Source organism: Type-A symbiont of Plautia stali (assembly GCF_059731155.1).
Map to the genome: position 1 here is coordinate 3,052,707 of NZ_AP035891.1, position 17,796 is coordinate 3,070,502.

20 protein-coding genes and 4 pseudogenes are annotated in these 17,796 nt (G+C 53.1%); 4 read left to right on the plus strand and 20 right to left on the minus strand.

Features of this window, described 5'->3' with window-relative positions; translation table 11 throughout:
- Positions 1 to 16 precede the first annotated feature (16 nt).
- Positions 17 to 1,724 (plus strand): annotated as a pseudogene (locus AC6I8M_RS16095) (terminase ATPase subunit family protein).
- Positions 1,724 to 2,755: pseudogene (locus tag AC6I8M_RS16100) on the plus strand (phage portal protein). The pseudogenes AC6I8M_RS16095 and AC6I8M_RS16100 overlap by 1 nt, the downstream one beginning before the upstream one ends.
- A gap of 27 nt (positions 2,756 to 2,782) precedes the next feature.
- On the opposite strand, the gene AC6I8M_RS16105 reads toward AC6I8M_RS16100, so the two are convergent.
- The 9 genes from AC6I8M_RS16105 to AC6I8M_RS16145 all read right to left on the minus strand — a co-directional run bounded on the left by AC6I8M_RS16105 (position 2,783) and on the right by AC6I8M_RS16145 (position 7,370).
- The gene (locus AC6I8M_RS16105) at positions 2,783 to 3,022 is read right to left on the minus strand and encodes a hypothetical protein (RefSeq protein WP_498013503.1); all 240 of its coding nucleotides are present in this window, start codon (positions 3,020 to 3,022) and stop codon (positions 2,783 to 2,785) included.
- A gap of 57 nt (positions 3,023 to 3,079) precedes the next feature.
- Positions 3,080 to 3,658: an AAA family ATPase gene (locus AC6I8M_RS16110; RefSeq protein ID WP_318285254.1), complete on the minus strand. Its 579-nt coding sequence runs from the start codon at positions 3,656 to 3,658 to the stop codon at positions 3,080 to 3,082.
- On the minus strand, positions 3,639 to 4,409 hold the full coding sequence (locus AC6I8M_RS16115) for an AAA family ATPase (protein ID WP_318285253.1): 771 nt from the start codon (positions 4,407 to 4,409) through the stop codon (positions 3,639 to 3,641). The genes AC6I8M_RS16110 and AC6I8M_RS16115 overlap by 20 nt, the downstream gene beginning before the upstream one ends.
- A 251-nt stretch (positions 4,410 to 4,660) precedes the next feature.
- A complete protein-coding gene (locus AC6I8M_RS16120; RefSeq protein WP_022549168.1) occupies positions 4,661 to 5,182 on the minus strand; it encodes a hypothetical protein in 522 nt (173 codons plus the stop codon).
- A gap of 278 nt (positions 5,183 to 5,460) precedes the next feature.
- Complete coding sequence (locus AC6I8M_RS16125; protein ID WP_022549167.1) at positions 5,461 to 5,658, minus strand: hypothetical protein; 198 nt, start codon at positions 5,656 to 5,658, stop codon at positions 5,461 to 5,463.
- A gap of 229 nt (positions 5,659 to 5,887) precedes the next feature.
- Complete coding sequence (locus AC6I8M_RS16130) at positions 5,888 to 6,121, minus strand: DinI family protein (RefSeq protein ID WP_010617436.1); 234 nt, start codon at positions 6,119 to 6,121, stop codon at positions 5,888 to 5,890.
- Positions 6,122 to 6,139: 18 nt separating this feature from the next.
- On the minus strand, positions 6,140 to 6,331 hold the full coding sequence (locus AC6I8M_RS16135) for a hypothetical protein (protein ID WP_010617435.1): 192 nt from the start codon (positions 6,329 to 6,331) through the stop codon (positions 6,140 to 6,142).
- 200 nt (positions 6,332 to 6,531) lie between these two features.
- Positions 6,532 to 6,699 carry a hypothetical protein gene (locus AC6I8M_RS16140; protein WP_498013504.1) on the minus strand — a complete coding sequence of 56 codons (168 nt, stop codon included), beginning with the start codon at positions 6,697 to 6,699 and terminating at the stop codon, positions 6,532 to 6,534.
- Between the two features lie 32 nt (positions 6,700 to 6,731).
- On the minus strand, positions 6,732 to 7,370 hold the full coding sequence (locus tag AC6I8M_RS16145; protein ID WP_022549165.1) for a replication endonuclease: 639 nt from the start codon (positions 7,368 to 7,370) through the stop codon (positions 6,732 to 6,734).
- 25 nt (positions 7,371 to 7,395) lie between these two features.
- On the opposite strand from AC6I8M_RS16145, the gene AC6I8M_RS16150 reads away from it, so the two are divergent.
- Positions 7,396 to 7,578 carry a hypothetical protein gene (locus AC6I8M_RS16150; protein ID WP_010617434.1) on the plus strand — a complete coding sequence of 61 codons (183 nt, stop codon included), beginning with the start codon at positions 7,396 to 7,398 and terminating at the stop codon, positions 7,576 to 7,578.
- 180 nt (positions 7,579 to 7,758) lie between these two features.
- On the opposite strand, the gene AC6I8M_RS16155 is transcribed toward AC6I8M_RS16150, so the two are convergent.
- From AC6I8M_RS16155 to AC6I8M_RS16180, 6 genes and pseudogenes are all read right to left on the minus strand, one after another.
- Positions 7,759 to 7,959 carry a hypothetical protein gene (locus AC6I8M_RS16155; protein WP_022549163.1) on the minus strand — a complete coding sequence of 67 codons (201 nt, stop codon included), beginning with the start codon at positions 7,957 to 7,959 and terminating at the stop codon, positions 7,759 to 7,761.
- Positions 7,959 to 8,165, minus strand: a complete 207-nt coding sequence (locus AC6I8M_RS16160; protein WP_010617433.1) for a TraR/DksA C4-type zinc finger protein — start codon at positions 8,163 to 8,165, stop codon at positions 7,959 to 7,961. Before AC6I8M_RS16160 ends, AC6I8M_RS16155 begins: the two co-directional genes overlap by 1 nt.
- On the minus strand, positions 8,165 to 8,392 hold the full coding sequence (locus AC6I8M_RS16165) for a DUF2732 domain-containing protein (protein WP_010617432.1): 228 nt from the start codon (positions 8,390 to 8,392) through the stop codon (positions 8,165 to 8,167). Before AC6I8M_RS16165 ends, AC6I8M_RS16160 begins: the two co-directional genes overlap by 1 nt.
- Before the next feature lie 68 nt (positions 8,393 to 8,460).
- Positions 8,461 to 8,703, minus strand: a pseudogene (locus tag AC6I8M_RS16170) (DUF5347 family protein); the annotation flags it as partial.
- Between the two features lie 9 nt (positions 8,704 to 8,712).
- Positions 8,713 to 9,555 (minus strand): IS3 family transposase, encoded by an 843-nt coding sequence (locus tag AC6I8M_RS16175; protein ID WP_022537112.1) that lies wholly within the window; start codon positions 9,553 to 9,555, stop codon positions 8,713 to 8,715.
- A 73-nt stretch (positions 9,556 to 9,628) separates the two neighbouring features.
- Positions 9,629 to 9,781, minus strand: a pseudogene (locus tag AC6I8M_RS16180) (integrase); the annotation flags it as partial.
- Positions 9,782 to 9,937: 156 nt separating this feature from the next.
- Here AC6I8M_RS16180 and mutS point away from each other — a divergent pair.
- Positions 9,938 to 12,499: a DNA mismatch repair protein MutS gene (gene mutS / locus AC6I8M_RS16185; protein ID WP_498013505.1), complete on the plus strand. Its 2,562-nt coding sequence runs from the start codon at positions 9,938 to 9,940 to the stop codon at positions 12,497 to 12,499.
- A 94-nt stretch (positions 12,500 to 12,593) separates the two neighbouring features.
- Here mutS and rpoS read toward each other — a convergent pair whose 3' ends face one another.
- From rpoS to AC6I8M_RS16210, 5 genes are all read right to left on the minus strand, one after another.
- Positions 12,594 to 13,586, minus strand: a complete 993-nt coding sequence (rpoS, locus tag AC6I8M_RS16190; RefSeq protein ID WP_010616106.1) for an RNA polymerase sigma factor RpoS — start codon at positions 13,584 to 13,586, stop codon at positions 12,594 to 12,596.
- A 51-nt stretch (positions 13,587 to 13,637) separates the two neighbouring features.
- A complete protein-coding gene (gene nlpD, locus AC6I8M_RS16195) occupies positions 13,638 to 14,762 on the minus strand; it encodes a murein hydrolase activator NlpD (RefSeq protein WP_010616105.1) in 1,125 nt (374 codons plus the stop codon).
- A 166-nt stretch (positions 14,763 to 14,928) separates the two neighbouring features.
- Positions 14,929 to 15,555 (minus strand): protein-L-isoaspartate(D-aspartate) O-methyltransferase, encoded by a 627-nt coding sequence (locus tag AC6I8M_RS16200; RefSeq protein ID WP_058948899.1) that lies wholly within the window; start codon positions 15,553 to 15,555, stop codon positions 14,929 to 14,931.
- A 385-nt stretch (positions 15,556 to 15,940) separates the two neighbouring features.
- On the minus strand, positions 15,941 to 16,738 hold the full coding sequence (locus AC6I8M_RS16205) for a glycoside hydrolase family 9 protein (RefSeq protein ID WP_498013826.1): 798 nt from the start codon (positions 16,736 to 16,738) through the stop codon (positions 15,941 to 15,943).
- Entirely contained in the window at positions 16,620 to 17,786 is a 1,167-nt protein-coding gene (locus AC6I8M_RS16210; protein WP_022549158.1) for a glycoside hydrolase family 9 protein, read from the minus strand. The genes AC6I8M_RS16205 and AC6I8M_RS16210 overlap by 119 nt, the downstream gene beginning before the upstream one ends.
- Positions 17,787 to 17,796 lie beyond the last annotated feature (10 nt).

Genomic DNA, 17,796 nt, shown 5'->3' on the forward strand with positions numbered 1-17,796 from the left:
GGCTTACCGGCGAACCATTATCAGCGATCCGCGCCGTCAGGCCGCGCTGCTTTACTGGCAGGGTTATTCCGTGCGCCAGATTGCGGAGACGCTCGGACAGAAAACGCCAACCGTGCAGAGCTGGAAACTGCGCGACGCGTGGGACAACGTTGCGCCCATCAGTCGTGTTGAATCCAGCATGGAAGCCCGGCTGATCCAGCTCATCATGAAAGAGGTAAAAGGGAATGGTGATTACAAAGAGATAGACGCGCTCGGCCGTCAGATTGAGCGCCTTGCCCGCGTTGAGCGCTACCGCAGCAGCGGCAACGAGGCCGACTTAAACCCGAACGTTCGCAACCGCAACCGGGGCGAGCGCCAGCCGGTCGTTAAAAATGAGTTCAGCGAGGAGCAGGTAGACAAGCTGACCGGCGTATTTATGGATAACTGCTTTGAGTACCAGCTCAACTGGCACCGCGCCGGGCTGACTAACCGCATCCGCAATATCCTGAAGTCCCGCCAGATTGGCGCCACGTTCTACTTTGCCCGCGAGGCGCTGATCGATGCGCTGACCACCTTGCGCAACCAGATTTTTCTTTCGGCCAGCAAGGCGCAGGCGCACGTTTTTAAAAACTATATCCTCGACTTTGCCCGCTAGGCCGATGTTGACCTGAAAGGCGATCCCATCGTGCTGCCAAACGGCGCGCGCCTGATATTCCTTGGCACCAACGTGCGTACCGCACAGAGCTATACCGGCAACCTGTATCTGGATGAATATTTCTGGATACCGAAATTCCAGGAACTGCGCAAAGTCGCCAGCGGCATGTCACTGCACAAGAAGTGGCGCACGACCTACTTTTCCACGCCGTCTGCCCTGTCACACAGCGCCTATCCGTTCTGGTCAGGCGAGCTGTTTAACAAGGGGCGGCGCAGCAAAGATGACCGCATCGAGATAGACCTGTCGCATTCTAATCTGGCGAAAGGCGCGCTGTGCGGTGACGGGCAGTGGCGGCAGATTGTCACGGTTGAGGATGCGCTGACCGGCGGCTGCAACCTGTTCGACATTAATCAGCTGCAGCTTGAGTATAGCCCGGCGGAATATCAGAACCTGCTGATGTGTGAGTTTGTCGACGACGAGGCAAGCGTGTTCCCGTTTACCGAGCTGCAGAGCTGCATGATCGACAGCCTGGAAGAGTGGGAAGACTTTAACCCGTACCTGCCGCGCCCGTTTGCATACCGGCGACAGCGCAGGCTGTGCGGTTATCGCGCCGCCGCTCGTTGCGGGCGGAAAGTTCCGCGTGCTGGAGCGTCACCAGTGGCGGGGCATGGACTTTGCCGCGCAGGCGAAATCTATCGAGGACTTAACGAAAAAGTACACGGTTGAATATATCGGCGTGGATGCCACCGGCATCGGCCAGGGTGTTTTTCAGCTTGTACGCCAGTTTTACCCCGCCGCGCGTGAGATCAAATACTCACCGGAAGTAAAAACGGCAATGGTGCTGAAGGCGAAGGACACCATCAGCAGCGGGCGGCTTGAGTATGACGCCGGGGCAACAGATATCACGCAGTCGTTTATGGCTATCCGCAAAACCATGACGGCCAGCGGCAACCGCTCAACCTATGAGGCGAGCCGCAGCGAAGAGGCCAGCCATGCGGACGTTGCCTGGGCCATCATGCACGCACTGTTAAACGAACCGCTTACCGCTGCCAGCGGCGGCGCTAACCCCTCAATTCTGGAATTTTACTGATGAGCAAACGCAGAGGCCGCAAGGCTCACACCGCCACCGCGCAGCCGGTACAGGCAACCGCACCACAGCAGCACGCCGAGGCGTTTACCTTCGGTGAGCCTACCCCGGTTATGGATAAGCGCGATATTCTGGATTACGCAGAGTGCATCGGTAACGGACGCTGGTTTGAGCCGCCGGTCAGCTTTAACGGCCTGGCGAAAAGCCTGCGCGCGGCCGTGCACCACAGCTCGCCGATTTACGTAAAGCGCAACATTTTGGCATCCACCTTTACCCCGCACCCGATGATGAGTCAGCAGGAATTCAGCAAATTTGCGCTTGATTATCTGGTCTTCGGCAACGCCTTCGCCGAACTGCGCCGCAACACTCTGGGTAAGCCGCTGCGCCTTGAAACGACCCCGGCCAAATTTACCCGCAGGGGCGTGAGGGATGGTGTTTACTGGTTTGTGAATGACTGGAAAGAGCAGCATGAATTTTCGGCCGGCAGCGTGTTTCACCTGCTGGAGCCGGATATCAATCAGGAGCTGTACGGCCTGCCGGAATACCTCAGCGCGCTTAATTCTGCCTAGCTGAATGAAGCGGCGACGCTGTTCCGCCGCAAGTATTACCAGAACGGGGCGCACGCCGGTTATATTCTGTATATGACCGACGCGGCACAGAGCAGCAGCGACATTGACCGGATGCGCCAGGCGATGTGCGATACGAAAGGGCTCGGTAACTTCCGTAACCTGTTCATGTACGCACCGAACGGCAAGCCGGACGGGATCAAGATTCTGCCGCTCAGTGAGGTGGCGACGAAAGACGATTTCTTTAATATCAAGAAAGCCAGCCGTGACGACCTGCTCAGCGCGCACCGCGTGCCGCCGCAAATGATGGGGATTATCCCGGACAACTCCGGCGGATTTGGTGACGCGGTGAAAGCGTCTCAGGTGTTCGTGCGTAACGAACTGACACCGCTGCAGGAGCGCATGAAGGAAATAAATGATTGGATGGAACTAGAAGTAATTTCTTTTAAAGAATATACCCTTTCATAAAGCGCAGGCCATTATGGCCTGCTGATTTTAAGCTGACAAATCAAATTGCTGCGTAGTACTAAGATGCTCAAAAATCTTTATTGATGTAACATCTTCCTTGTTTGACATCCCTTCTTTTAATTCAATAAAATACAACTTATTTTTGCTATAAAAAAGAGAATCAGGAGACTTCTCTTTCATCTCTTTTTTATAAATATTAGGGCAATTCAGTACTTTATTGAAATTAAACCCAATAAAATCGCGATTCCCTGAGTCATTGTAGCTCAACGCCTGTACGTCACACAGTGCATTATTATAAACTTCTTATCAAAGAGCTCCTTCTCTTTAGAAATCATCTAAATCCTCCTGATTTAGCTCCCTCAATGGAGATGCTAACAAATCAATAGCATGTGAAACATTATCTGTAATATCGACAAAGTATATATAGTCTTCGTCAGGAAATCTTTCAGTAAGATAGAAGTGATTCTCGATAGATAATCTATCGCTATAATGCTTTAGGGCATCAATTATGTATGGACTATGCGTAGTTATTACTATGTCCACACCTAAAGAAACCAATTCACATATTATTTCAGCATAAAATATTTGCCACTTAGGATGTAAATTAGCTTCAGGCTCATCAATGATTAACAACGAATTTTCAGCTGCAGAACCACACTTAATAAGCATATCTAGCATACCAAGAGATTTGATTCCAGAAGCTATGTTGCCTGACGTTATTTTATAGCCTTTTTTCTCGAGATAGAAATCGTTCTGCTCGATATCATCGACAACTTCACCACGAAACGTGGAATTAATTTCATTCGACAGTTTCGATGATTCATTATGGAAAGTACCATCATCAAAAATGCTTACATGGCCAAAAACGTTATAAACTGACTCACTACAGTTTTGTAGAAAGATCTTTGACGTGTAAAGGAACGGTTAACCGCCCAGGCTCCACATTTCCATTAAAAAGCGTTTTTGAATACCTAATGAGGTTATGGAATTGCATAACGCTTGGCGAATCTACATAAGTAGAATCTGCGTAACCTAAACCATCAGCGTATTTAAACTGTGAAATCCCGTCTTTCGTCCAAGAAATATCAATCAAAGGGCTTGCACCATCAATTACTTCAATTGATGCCTTGCTTTGATTCGCATTTCCCTTTTGAATTATTTCACCACGGAATTCAGAAAAAAAGGCCTTTCTGAGAGCGCGATTTATAGCTGATAACTCATCATCTGGCTCTTTCATAATCTGTAAGATTTTTTCTATTTCTTCCCTTGCAGATTTCGCCAGTAAAGCAGATAATATCCCTGTGTTAGCCAAATGCTCTATATAGCGTTCTCTTTCGTATATTGTTTTAGCAATATCCAAGCGCAACGATGTATAGAATTTTCGAGGATTAAATAAATCTCTAATTTCTGGCGATTCAGAAATATTAATTCTCCTTCTTAAGTTGAAATAAATCTTTTCAACAATTGAAGTGACTCTTTCTTCTTTATCTTCTTCAATATCTTCCTCGTAGCGAGAAATAGCTTTTATCATTGAGAAAAGAATTTTACCAACAGTACTCTTGCCTGTATCATTTTCCCCGGTGATTACCGTAAGACCACTAATAGCCACATCGGCTTGCGAAATTGTTCCAAAATTATTGATTTTAATACGCATATTTAATTCACTCTCGCGTAAGCATCCCATCTATGCACACTTTAGCATATGTTTGCAGCTATGTTTATGCGAATGTGTGTAGGCGACGTTAGCTACATGTGGCCTTCTGCGCGCAATGCCATCCCCGCCACGCCTGCCCGCTTTATGCAGTGGTTTTCATGCATCTGCATGACACAAACAAAAGCCCGCCAGTACTGGCGGGCCGAAGGGTAAACGATCCTTCAAGGATCATGCGGATTCATGCAGCATAGTCATGCACTGCCGGGTTTATCTTCTTTCGCAGGTTCAGGCGTTGAGAAATCGTCGAAAGACTTGTAGGTTTCGGTATCAAAAAGTGAAACGCCCTCAACCTGATCCATAGGCATTACGTGCCGGAAATGCCCGAAATTAAGTGGCACAGAATCAGCTGTAATGTCTTGGCTCAAGTAAAGCACAAAATATCTGTGCTGTTCGTGATAGCGCAGCGTATTTTTATCACGGTAGCCGCTGATGTAAGAGATGATGGCAAGCTGCTGTGTGTCGTGATGCTCCATGCGAGGCGCAGCTACATAACCGATATAAACTTTCCGTGATTTCAGAGTAACAAAAATCAGCTGTCCTTCATCGATTGCTTGGAGCAGCAATGACTCAATGCCATCCTGTGCTGCCATTTCACGATATGCCTTTTGCCTTTCTTCGTTGTTTTCTAGCGCGCGCTTAGCGCTGTTTCCCTGCTCAATAGCAAGCCATACAGCCATTGCCATTGAAAGAACAAAGAAAAGTGGATAGGACATGACCTTAACATCCGTTAGCCATGAGTAATAATCAGCGTGGAGGCTGGGCCATATCATACCCAATGTTGACTACAGTACTGACCAGAAGGAGGAAAACAAAAAGAGGGCGGTGATAACGCCAAAGCCCTGAATAGCGAATTTACATCCATACATAGCCACATAAAAGTAAGCATTCCAGCCATCACTTCGGGCTAATTTTATGCGGGATTGATAATGATTCTGTGTGTACCAAAACCCGCATACGAGAACAACCATAATGTGATCAACGGACCCATCAACTATCCCTGTCGTTTAGCAGCCAGTTCTTCCATGCGCGCACGCATTGAGTCGCGTACCTGTTGATTTTTCATATTAACCGTCGCTGAGCCGTTCAGGTCGGTAATGATTTTACCGTTCGAATTACTGACATCATGACGGATAGCTTCCTGCATGATCTTACCCGGAGCGGATAACATCTTTCTGAGAAGTTCGGTCATATAACCTTGATGACACAAACGCCGCTGGCAGCGGCGTTTACAGTGTGCTGCCATGTAACTATAGGACAGCTGCAAGATAATAAAATTCGGTTGGAGCTACTTCTTAACCTACTTACCTGCAGCAATCAACAGATTTTAGGTGTAATGCTCATTACGGCCTAACGTCTCGCAATGCTCGATGTTCAACCGTGCCGCCATCAAAATCAAGATTTTGGCGTCAGCTCGGTTATCAATGCAGCCAGCTGTCATCTGCCCAGACGTTCTGAAGTAAATCATTTAGCCTGCGCCGGTCTTCATCAACTTCCACACCGGGCATTTCGATTTTGTTGTAACTGCCCTGCCGCACCTGTACCACTGCATTAGGAAACAGCGCAATCACTCGTTTATCTACTTCTTCCCGGAAAGCATCTACCACCGACTGACTGGTTTTCTGATTCTTGACGAGCATGATTTCAATACGCAAAATTTCGAAATCTCGATTTTACTTATCAAGCGGCATAGCTGAAAAGATGACCGAAAACTGCTGATTGGCCATTGAGGTATTACGCGCTATTTCTGCTATGAGATTTAGAGCGATCACTCTGTCCTGCTCCCTACAGATCCCTTCAGAAGTAAGCTGCGCAATCAATTCAACCCGCTCAAGCATCACTCGCTCTTTTAAACCGTTATCCATGTGCCCTCCCCACCAAAAAAACTGTCTATTTATACAGTACCATAGCATTTACAGGTTGCGAAAGAAAAATGTCCCAGCCACATAGATTTTTTATCTAGCTGATAAAGAACATTTTTATCGATGCCGCCCTCAAACTCAGCTTGTCAGGACAACTTAATGAGCTGATTGTTGATTGCTTAAGGTTTTCAAACTACAGCCCATTATTTTTCTCTTTTTGTACGGTGCTTTTCTGCTAAACGGTTAAATCGATCTAATACGAAAGCCCGTTTCGGCTCCAGTATTGGGCGGGCCAGTTCTCCATTGGGTAAGCTGCGGAACAAGTGACCGGCAATTTTAGTCTGCGTGCCGCCAATCAGACGCACGGCCATCCCGCGACTGATGGTTTCACCGCTTAAATCTCTCACCTGCCTATTACTTTATCGCACGCAGTTTCGATTTTATCCGACCGCCTCAGCTTAAGATGCCGCTTTTCTGGCCTTTCCGCCCTTATCCGGTTAAGAAGCTGCCGCCGTTCTTTTCTGCTCATGCTTTCCAGGTCGAATTTTGCGAAACTTTCCGGCTGGTTCGAATCCTCGGATCTCAAACCTCCCGTACAGTTATTGACAGAACTCCGAGAGGACGCGTCCGCGTCCTTAAAATCAAAACCCAAATCAACGGCACGTTTCGGCACAATCTTCCACTGCGCCAGACGGGTGAGGATCGGCGTGTCTTCGCCAACTTCAGTTGCATAAACGCCCTTGATGCGCACGGTTTCCTCACCGTACTCGTTCGCCGGGTTGGCCACACTGCCGTCGTACTTCTCGATCAGGCTGATGCGGTTGCCTTCCTCGTCTTCCAGCTCCATGTCCTTCAGAAACTCACGGGTGCGGCGCTTCTGCTCGCGCCATTCGGAGACGGTCATGCTGCTGGCGTAGGGGGTATGCTTTTTGCTGACGTTAGCCAGGGCAATCTGCAGATGCTCGCGCCATGACGCGGCGACGCGGCGCAGGCGGCCCTTCCACCATTTTTCGACCTGCATGCGCATGATCGCCGGGGTCACTTCCTCCGGGTAGAACAGGTGGGACGTGACCTTTTCCCACAGCGGCGGCGGTCATGTAAACGCGGTGCGTGTACCGGTAATCCGACTCGTCGCTGGCCTGCGCGTGCGCCTGTACCAGCTCGGCGAGGATAAAATTAGCCACATCCCCAGCCAGCAGATCGACGTCGGCGCGCGCCATATCAGGCAGGCGGTTAAATCGGCGCATTAGCTCCCACAGCGTACCGGCCGCGCTAGCCGCAACAGCCTGTTGAGCGACATTGCCTGCCAGCAGGTTAAACGTACCGCTGCTCATTTCGCCGAGGCGGTACCGATCACTAACGCATTCAACGCGTGGCAATGTGCGCTCAACAAAGGTTTTTGCTAAGTACGCATTGGCACGGGCAATGCCCTAGGTCTTTTCAAACTCGCTGACGCGGCGTTTCACGTCGAACTGTATTAGGTTCGGCTGCTTTTCGAGTAGTTCCTGCGCACGCACTAAAGCCGCAATCATCTGACTGTAGCTGTGCATTTCCTCATAGGTGGGGTACGGGCTGGCGATGGCTTCCCGTGGAGCATTCCACGGGTAGGCATATTGTTGTGCATCAGACATTATCGGGAATACCGTTCGGCCACTTCCTGACAGCTGACACAGCGAATCACGCCACGCACGGCGCGGCGGCGCTGTTCAGGGATTGGCGCATCGCAGTCTTCACAGAAGGAAGCCGCCACGCTGACCGGGCGATTAACCACGCTGGCGATATTCCGTGCCAGCAACTCATCGGCGCGGGCCTGCGCCATGTCCATTGAGTCGGCCATCAGTGCAGCTCCTGCGATTCATTCTGATAGCGCTCAGCCTCGCGGCGGATCAGATCAGCGGCTTCAATGCCGGAAAGCCCCTGCTGATGAACGTGCAGAGCAAGCTCGACCAAGCGCCCTGAAACTGCCAGTGCGCGGTCTTTGCGCTCCTCGATCCGCGCCTTACTGATAATTACTGCCAGCGCTTCAGTGTCAGCATCAAATTTAAGTGTCTCGATATTTTGCATTTCACTTTCTCCTGAATTTAGGCAAAAGAATGCCCGGCGGGTGTACGCCTTTATTTGCTTCTGATTAATTAATTAGAAAGGGTCATTCGCTTTGGAAATAAACTCACGACTGCTTTTAAATTATTCATCGCACAAATAAGCGCCTTTCTTTCATCAGTAGTCAGTTCACTAAATTCAGCGTCGTGCCTGTCTTTACCGATGTTAGCCAAGAAAAGAATTGCGCTCAGTGCGCGCTTATTGTCCCGGTAATTACTGTCTGTCACATCGCGCATTTCAGAGAAAAAACGAGCCATATCTTTTTCACAGTTGCCCTGAAGTGTTCAACTAAAACTGGCCACCGCTTTAGAGTTTTTCCAGTATCGGTTTTCCGATTCGTTTGGGGGTAACCCACCGTTATAGTCATGCGGCCTTAGCGAGCTGTAATATCCGACGATATAGTCTGTGATCGCATGTGCAGCTTCGCTAAAGTTTATATAACCTGTCACTGGCACCCACTCGTTTTTCAGACTTCTGAAGAAGCGTTCCATCGGGCTGTTGTCCCAACAGTTTCCACGTCGGATCATACTCTGCCTGATCCGGCAACGCCACAGTAACTGCCTGCTTGTATAGTGGCTACCCTGGTCACTGTGGAACATCGCTCCGGCTGGTTTACCGCGAGTTTCCCACGCCATTTCCTGCGCTTTGATGGTCAGCCTGCTGTCCGGTGAGAATGACATTGCCCAGCCTACCGGTTTCCTTGCCAACAGATCGAGAACAACAGCGAGGTAAGCCCAACGCCTGCCTGTCCAGATGTACGTCACATCGCCGCACCACACCTGATTAGGCTCTGTCACTGCGAACTGTCGCTCAAGGCGATTCGGGATAACGATGTGTTCATGACCACCACGTTTATACCGGTGGGTAGCCTTTTTTAATATGTCGTTTTCCATTTCAATACGTTGTAGCTTTTTCTTCAGCTCGCGTATTTCAATCTGTTCCGGGGTTATAGGGGAGGCTTTAGGTATTTTGCCCTGTCGTTCATCCCGCAACTGTTTTCCCCATCGCGTCATGGTAGAAAGACCCACATCCATAGCATTGGCCGCAGCTGCAACGGTGTAGTTCTGATCAAGGACCAGTTGAGCGGCTTCGCGTTTAAACTCTGCGCTGAAATTTCTTTTTTTCATTATGGCACCTGTGTTGTTCTGAGGTAAGCATATCACCTCTGTTCAGGTGGCCAAATTTAGTGTGCCACTTTAAGCCAACTGGTGAATCACGATGGCTGTCAGTGATAAGATACGGCTTACCAGATACATTAGGCACATACATAATTCGTCCATCTGAATCAAACTCGGGTTTTGTCTCTATAGACAACTTGTTGATTACTATGGATTGACTCAGAATCATCTTCACGATTTTCGCCTCATGTATACCAAAGTGACACGTTGTATTCTGGATAGTATCTAGAATACATCTGGCATACAAATTTTCGGATTTATATGGGTTTAACACGGTTTCACATGGGGCCACTTGAGTACTTATAAAGCCATAAAAACGAGTAAATTCAATATGAAAGAGTCTGTAGACAAGGACTTTTCCACCCATACGCCAATGATGCAGCAATACCTGCGCCTGAAGGCCGATCATCCTGACATCCTGCTGTTTTATCGTATGGGCGATTTCTATGAGCTGTTCTACGACGATGCCAGACGCGCATCGCAGCTGCTGGAGATCTCGCTGACCAAACGCGGCGCGTCCGCCGGTGAACCGATCCCGATGGCCGGCGTGCCCTATCATGCCGTTGAGGGCTACCTGGCGAAGCTGGTTCAGCTGGGCGAATCGGTGGCGATCAGTGAACAGATTGGCGATCCGGCACTCAGCAAAGGTCCGGTTGAGCGTAAAGTGGTGCGCATCGTGACGCCCGGCACCATCAGTGATGAAGCGTTACTGCAGGAGCGCCAGGATAACCTGCTGGCAGCCATCTTCCAGAGCCAGCGCGGTTTTGGCTATGCCACGCTGGATATCAGCTCCGGGCGTTTCCGCCTCAGCGAGCCGGGCGATGTCGAGACCATGGCGGCCGAACTGCAGCGCACTAATCCGGCAGAGTTGCTCTATCCGGAGGATTTGCAGGCCATGACGCTGATCGATCAGCGCCGCGGGCTGCGGCGGCGTCCGCTGTGGGAATTCGAAATCGACACCGCGCGTCAGCAGTTGAACCTGCAGTTTGGCACGCGCGATCTCAGCGGCTTTGGCGTCGAGCAGGCGCATCTGGCGCTGCGCGCGGCGGGCTGTCTGCTGCAGTATGTTAAAGATACGCAGCGCACCTCGCTGCCGCATATTCGCTCGCTGAGTATGGAGCGCCAGCAGGACAGCGTCATTATGGATGCGGCTACCCGGCGCAATCTGGAAATCACCCAGAATCTGGCGGGCGGCAGCGAAAATACGCTCGCGGCGGTGCTGGATAAAACCGTCACGCCGATGGGCAGCCGCATGCTGAAGCGCTGGCTGCATATGCCGCTGCGCGACGTGGCCACCATCACGCGCCGCCAGGAATCAATTGCCGAACTGCAGCCGCTGAGCGAAGAACTGCAACCGGTGCTGCGCCAGGTGGGCGATCTGGAGCGTATTCTGGCACGTCTGGCGCTGCGCACCGCGCGTCCGCGCGATCTGGCACGCATGCGTCATGCCTTCCAGCAATTGCCAGCGCTCAATACTCAGTTAGAAGGCGTGGCCACGCCCCATCTCAATGCGCTGCGCGATCGGATGGGGGATTTCAGCGAACTGCGCGAACTGCTGGAAAGCGCCATTATTGAATCGCCGCCGGTGCTGGTGCGCGACGGTGGCGTTATCGCGCCCGGCTATAACGCCGAGCTGGACGAGTGGCGCGCGCTGGCCGACGGCGCCAGCGACTACCTTGACCGCCTGGAGATTCGCGAGCGCGAAAAACTGGGACTGGATACGCTGAAGGTTGGCTTCAACGCTGTGCACGGCTATTACATTCAGGTCAGCCGCGGACAGAGCCATCTGGTGCCTATCCATTACGTCCGCCGCCAGACGCTGAAAAATGCCGAGCGCTATATCATTCCCGAACTGAAAGAGTACGAAGACAAGGTCCTCACGTCGAAAGGCAAAGCGCTGGCGCTGGAAAAGAGCCTGTATGACGAGCTGTTCGATCGCCTGCTGCCGCACCTCGAAGCGCTGCAGCAGAGCGCTGCGGCGCTGGCGGAGCTAGACGTACTGGCCAACCTAGCCGAGCGCGCCTGGACGCTCAACTACTGCCGCCCGGTGCTGCAGGAGAAAGCCGGTATTCGCATCACCGCCGGTCGCCATCCGGTGGTGGAACAGGTGCTGAAAGAGCCGTTCATTGCCAACCCGCTGTCGCTCTCGATGCAGCGTCGCATGCTGATTATTACCGGCCCCAACATGGGCGGTAAGAGTACCTACATGCGGCAGACGGCCCTGATTGCACTGATGGCCTGGATCGGCAGCTATGTGCCGGCGGAAGAGACGGTGATCGGCCCCATCGATCGCATCTTTACCCGTGTCGGTGCCGCCGACGATCTCGCCTCTGGCCGCTCTACCTTTATGGTCGAGATGACCGAGACCGCCAACATTCTGCATAACGCCACCGAAAACAGCCTGGTGCTGATGGACGAAATCGGCCGCGGTACGTCCACTTATGATGGCCTGTCGCTCGCGTGGGCCTGTGCCGAAAGCCTGGCGAATCGCATCAAAGCCATGACGCTATTTGCCACCCACTACTTCGAGCTCACGACCCTGCCGGAGAAAATGGAAGGCGTGGTGAATGTGCATCTTGATGCGGTGGAACACGGTGACACCATTGCCTTTATGCACAGCGTGCAGGATGGCGCCGCAAGTAAGAGCTACGGCTTGGCCGTGGCGGCGCTGGCCGGCGTGCCGAAAGAGGTGATAAAGCGTGCGCGCCACAAGCTAAAAGAGCTGGAAGCGCTGTCGGGCAGTTCTGCGGGCTCAACGGTGGAGGGCTCACAGCTGCCGCTGCTGGTGGCGGAAACCTCGCCGGCAGTGGAGGCGCTGGAAGCACTCGATCCGGACAGCCTGACGCCCAAACAGGCGCTGGAGTGGATTTACCGCCTGAAAACCCTCATGTAACCTGCCACCGGCGCGTGCACGGCGCGCGCCGGCCTGAATGGCAGGCATAAAAAACGGTGACCTTGTGGTCACCGTTTTTATTGCCAACTACGGCTTATTCGCGGAACAGTGCTTCGATATTTAGACCCTGCGTCTGCAGAATTTCGCGCAGACGACGCAGACCTTCTACCTGAATCTGACGGACACGCTCACGGGTTAAACCGATTTCGCGGCCCACATCTTCCAGCGTTGCCGCTTCATAGCCTAACAGGCCGAAACGACGTGCCAGCACTTCACGCTGCTTGGCATTCAGTTCAAACAACCACTTAACGATGCTCTGCTTCATATCATCGTCCTGCGTGGTGTCTTCCGGACCGTTGTCTTTCTCATCGGCCAAGATATCCAGCAGCGCTTTCTCGGAATCACCGCCTAACGGCGTATCAACCGACGTAATGCGCTCGTTGAGACGCAACATACGGCTTACGTCATCAACTGGCTTGTCCAGCTGCTCGGCGATCTCTTCCGCACTCGGCTCATGGTCCAGCTTGTGCGACAGTTCACGCGCGGTACGTAGGTAAACATTCAGCTCTTTAACAATGTGAATCGGCAGACGAATGGTACGGGTTTGGTTCATGATAGCCCGTTCAATGGTCTGACGAATCCACCAGGTGGCATAGGTTGAGAAGCGGAACCCGCGTTCCGGGTCAAACTTCTCTACGGCGCGAATCAGGCCGAGATTACCCTCTTCAATCAGATCCAGCAGCGCCAGACCACGATTGCTATAACGACGGGCAATCTTTACCACCAGGCGTAAGTTACTTTCGATCATGCGACGACGAGAAGGAATGTCACCGCGTAATGCGCGACGGGCGAAGAACACCTCTTCTTCCGCCGTTAACAGTGGTGAATAACCAATCTCGCCGAGGTAAAGCTGCGTCGCATCCAGAACGCGTTGCGTCGCACCCTGTGACAGCAACTCTTCTTCAGCTACTTCATTATCACTAGGTTCGTTCTCAACGAGAACCTTCTCATCAAAAACCTCAGCTCCGTTCTCCTCGAATTCCGCATCATCGTGTAACTCATTAACTTTCAGCGTATTCTGGCTCATAAGCGGCTCCTACCCGTGATCCAAGGGCAGAACACCTAAGGTTCTGCCGGATTATCGCTGCGGTAAATAACGCAACGGGTTTACGGATTTCCCCTTGTAACGAATTTCAAAGTGCAATCTTACTGAACTGGTTCCGGTGCTACCCATGGTAGCGATTTTTTGCCCCGCCTTAACTTCCTGTTGTTCCCGGACCAGCATGGTATCGTTGTGGGCGTAGGCACTCAGGTAATCATCGTTGTGTTTGATGATGATTAAATTACCGTACCCGCGGAGCGCGTTGCCTGCGTATACCACCCTTCCTGATGCAGTGGCGACGACAGGTTGTCCACGCGACCCGGCGATATCGATCCCTTTGTTTCCGCCTTCCGCAGCGGAGAAGTTATCGATGATCTTCCCATCAGTCGGCCAACGCCAGCTTCCCACTGGGGTTGTGCTATTAGTTGTGCTGCTAACTGTGGGCGGTGCGGTAACCGGAGCTGTGGTCGTTGCCACATTATTTGCCCCTTTCGACGGCAGCATTTTCCTGCCTGTCGAACCCGAATCATCAGAATACGTAATAACAGGTTGCTGTGCAACAGGGGTGGATTTAATTTGCGTCTGATTCGATGCCACCGGAACGCCGCCCTGCGTGGCATCCGCTGCGGTTATCGCGTTACCACCGGTGATGGTCTGACCGTTACCGTTACCCACCTGCAACGTCTGCCCGGCGCTCAGGCTATAGGGCGCCGCGATATTATTGCGCTGTGCCAGATCGCGGAAATCATTGCCGGTAATCCAGGCAATATAGAACAGCGTATCGCCTCGCTTAACGGTATAGGTTTCACCGCCGTAGCTGCCTTTAGGAATATTCCCATAATTGCGATTGTACACAATACGACCATTTTCGGTGGTCACATTATTATTGCCACTAACCATTCCACCCGCAGGCGCGGCTGATGGTGTACCACCGCTTAACATTCCACCACGCGGCATCGCCGGCACGGTGCTGTTCTGCGCGGCGATCATGCCGCCGTCTGTGGTGGGAGCAGCAGCCATACCGCTGTCGCCGCTGTTGCTGTCAATCTGGCTGATGGGGGCTTGTGTGTTGTCGCCAGAGCTACAGCCTGCCAGCCAAAAACCGACCAGTGAAAGTGCCGCCAGACGGCGTAATTGAAATACTGTGCTTCCCGTGCTCATTGATCCCCCGTGATGGCAATCCTGGATAAAACTGTGTGTCGACGTTGACCGCATGATTCACTATTTGTGCCGTCAAAAACGCGCTTTCGCATTGATTAACAAGGATAGTAACAATATCAACTGCGCCATGCGATGTAACGATTGTGAAGAAATACGTAAGATGGCTTTATGCCAGATCGCCCTGAACCAGCGGCACAAAGCGCACCGGCTCAATCGTTTCTTCAATGATTTCACCACTCTGACGACGCAGGCGCTTAAGTACCTGCTGGTCCTCACCAACCGGCAGCACCATTTTGCCGCCTTCTCCCAGTTGCGCTATCAGCGCAGTCGGAATTTCTGGCGGTGCGGCAGTCACAATAATGGCATCAAACGGCCCCCGCGCGGCCCAGCCCTGCCAGCCGTCGCCGTGGCGTGTGGAAATGTTATGCAGATCGAGCTGCTTCAGGCGGCGTTTCGCCTGCCACTGCAGCCCTTTGATGCGTTCAACCGAGTAAACGTGGTTAACCAGATGCGCGAGAATGGCGGTCTGATAACCCGAACCGGTGCCGATTTCCAGCACGCGCGAGGTCGGGTTTAGTTCCAGCAGCGCCGTCATGCGCGCCACCATATAAGGCTGAGAAATGGTCTGGCCGTTGCCAATCGGCAGCGCCACATTCTCCCAAGCTTTATGTTCAAAAGCCTCGTCGATAAAGCATTCACGCGGGACATCAGCGATGGCTTTCAGCAGATGCTCATCGTGAATGCCCTGCGTGCGCAGTTGGGCCAGAAGCGTTTCGATGCGCCGGCTTACCATGCCGGATTCACCTCAGCCTGGTACAGCCCGTCGCCTGCCCTCTTCCGCGCCGCGCCGGCGCCAGGATCAACCTGTCGTAATGTCTTCACGCTAGGGAACACGCCAATGCCGGGAGTCTGAATTCCATCATCGTTGCTGAGCCGTATCCGCATCTGATTCTGACCTTTTTCATTAACCGGTCCACCGACCGCCGCGCCCGTTTTGCGCCTTCAGCGGCGCAAGCGGTCCTGCGCTGGCGGCACAAGGATGTTTGCATTCTAGCGGTGAGGCGCGGGAAGTGGTAGGCGTAAATCACGCAACCGTCGGCAGTTGTCGCAACAATAAGCAGTCAAACGCAATGGCAACCCGTAAAAAGCCCGGCGAAAAGCCGGGCAGATTTATCACCTCAGTGACGATCCGGTAAGCTCACCGCATACAGATACCAGGCCGAGTGCGGCAGCCAGCCTTCCGCCCAGCGCCAGTCGTTATCCTTTCGTGTGACCGCATAGCCTTCATCAAAGGCGATACCGTCCGCCACCTGATTCGACGCGCCGGTGATGCCGTTGACGATACCGCCCGGCAACGTGGTGTATTTCCACGAATTAAAGAACAGATAGCTGATGTGACGATAGCTGCTGCCGGTCAGCATGCTGACGTCGTACGGATTATGACCGAGGATCCAGTTGAGCTGATCCCAGGCATAGCTCTGCAGCTGCTGCGTAAAGGCTTTATCGTCCGCGAACAGCGGCATCGCCTGACGGGCGGCGGCGGCCAGCGACGCGATACGCGCGTTTTCGCCCTGCCACCACGGCGCAGCTTCGCTGTCGTGCGGGAAGAAGAAGCTGGTGCGCTTCACGCCGTCTTTCAGCTGAATCAGCTGGCGCGCATAGCCAAACGGGTTGCGGGTCTCTTTGGTCACCGCCAGTTCAAAGCTCAGCGAGCGTTTCACCGTCTGGCGGATCTTCGCCTGCTGCGCCTGCGGTGCGATGCGCGCGTACTCCAGCAGTGCGATCACCGGCAGACCGGCATCGGACGGATGGAAGAACGGACGTTTTTCGCCGTCGGCACGCCAGTAGTCATGCCAGTTATCCAGCGACGTCAGTCGCGCCATCAGGCTCTCCGCGCGCTGATGCGCCGCAGCCAGATAGACCGCTTTTTGCGAGGCGCGATACAGCTCGGTAGCCGCCAGCAGCGCTGGTGTAATCATCCATGATGTTCTCTTTACCATCGTTCACCATGCGCAGGTTATTTTTCTGCAGGAAGGCAAAGGCATCTTCTGCGGTATGCAGATACTGCCGCCGCGTGAAGTTACCGTCATTCTCCATGGTGCTGGCCAGCGCCAGCGCCGCAATTGACATGCCAGCACCCGAGCGGAAGCTGGCCTGCCACGCCAGCGGGCCGACCGCCTCTTCTTCAACAATGGTGGAATCCGACTCCTTCTCTTTGATCTGCGTGCGCCAGTTTGGATTGGCGATCACCCGGTCCTGAGCCAGCTTTTCTTTGCCCGGCGACGAGATCGTCTGGAAGAAGGATTCACCCGGCCGCTTCATGCGCACCAGGAAATCGGCACCGTACAGCCCTTCGTCGAGCATGCGCCGGCGATACTCATCAAAGTTCGGGTTATCACGCGCCCCGAGATTTTGATAACCGCGCAGTAAACTCCACACCACCAGCGGCGCCTGCTGCGAATTGAAGTAGGAGGTCAGATTCTGGTGCGACAGGTGCACGCAGTAATCGCCGGTGGCGTCATACCAGCCGCCGTGGACGTCAACCGTGCCGCTGCCGGTGCCCGGTGGCAGCGGCAGTTTGCGGTCCGCCTTATCGAACAGGCCGGTGACGCGCTGGCTTTTGAAATAGGCAATCACATCGGACAGCGTATAGTGCTCGAGCAGATCGGCGCCAATGATAAACGGCCCGGAGCGCACATCGCCGTCGCTGCTGGTGGTTTGCAGCACGTAACGGCCCGGCGTTTGCCAGCCGGAGAAATCGGCACGATAGAAGGTGCGATCGCCCCAGCCCGGCACGTCATCCTGCGGCTGCAGCGTGCCGCTCAGCACCGCTTTATTGGTCTCATTATCCAGCAGGGTAAATTTCACCGGCGGTTTAGCACGCGAGTCGCCGGTCAGCTGCACGATAGCGTTTTTCGGCGCGGCGACATCATAGCCTACCTGATTGATTAAAACGTGGGTTTCGGCGTGCGCCAGCCCGGCCAGTAACAGCGCTGCGGTCAGCGCGGAGAAGCGAATCCTCATGGTCATCATC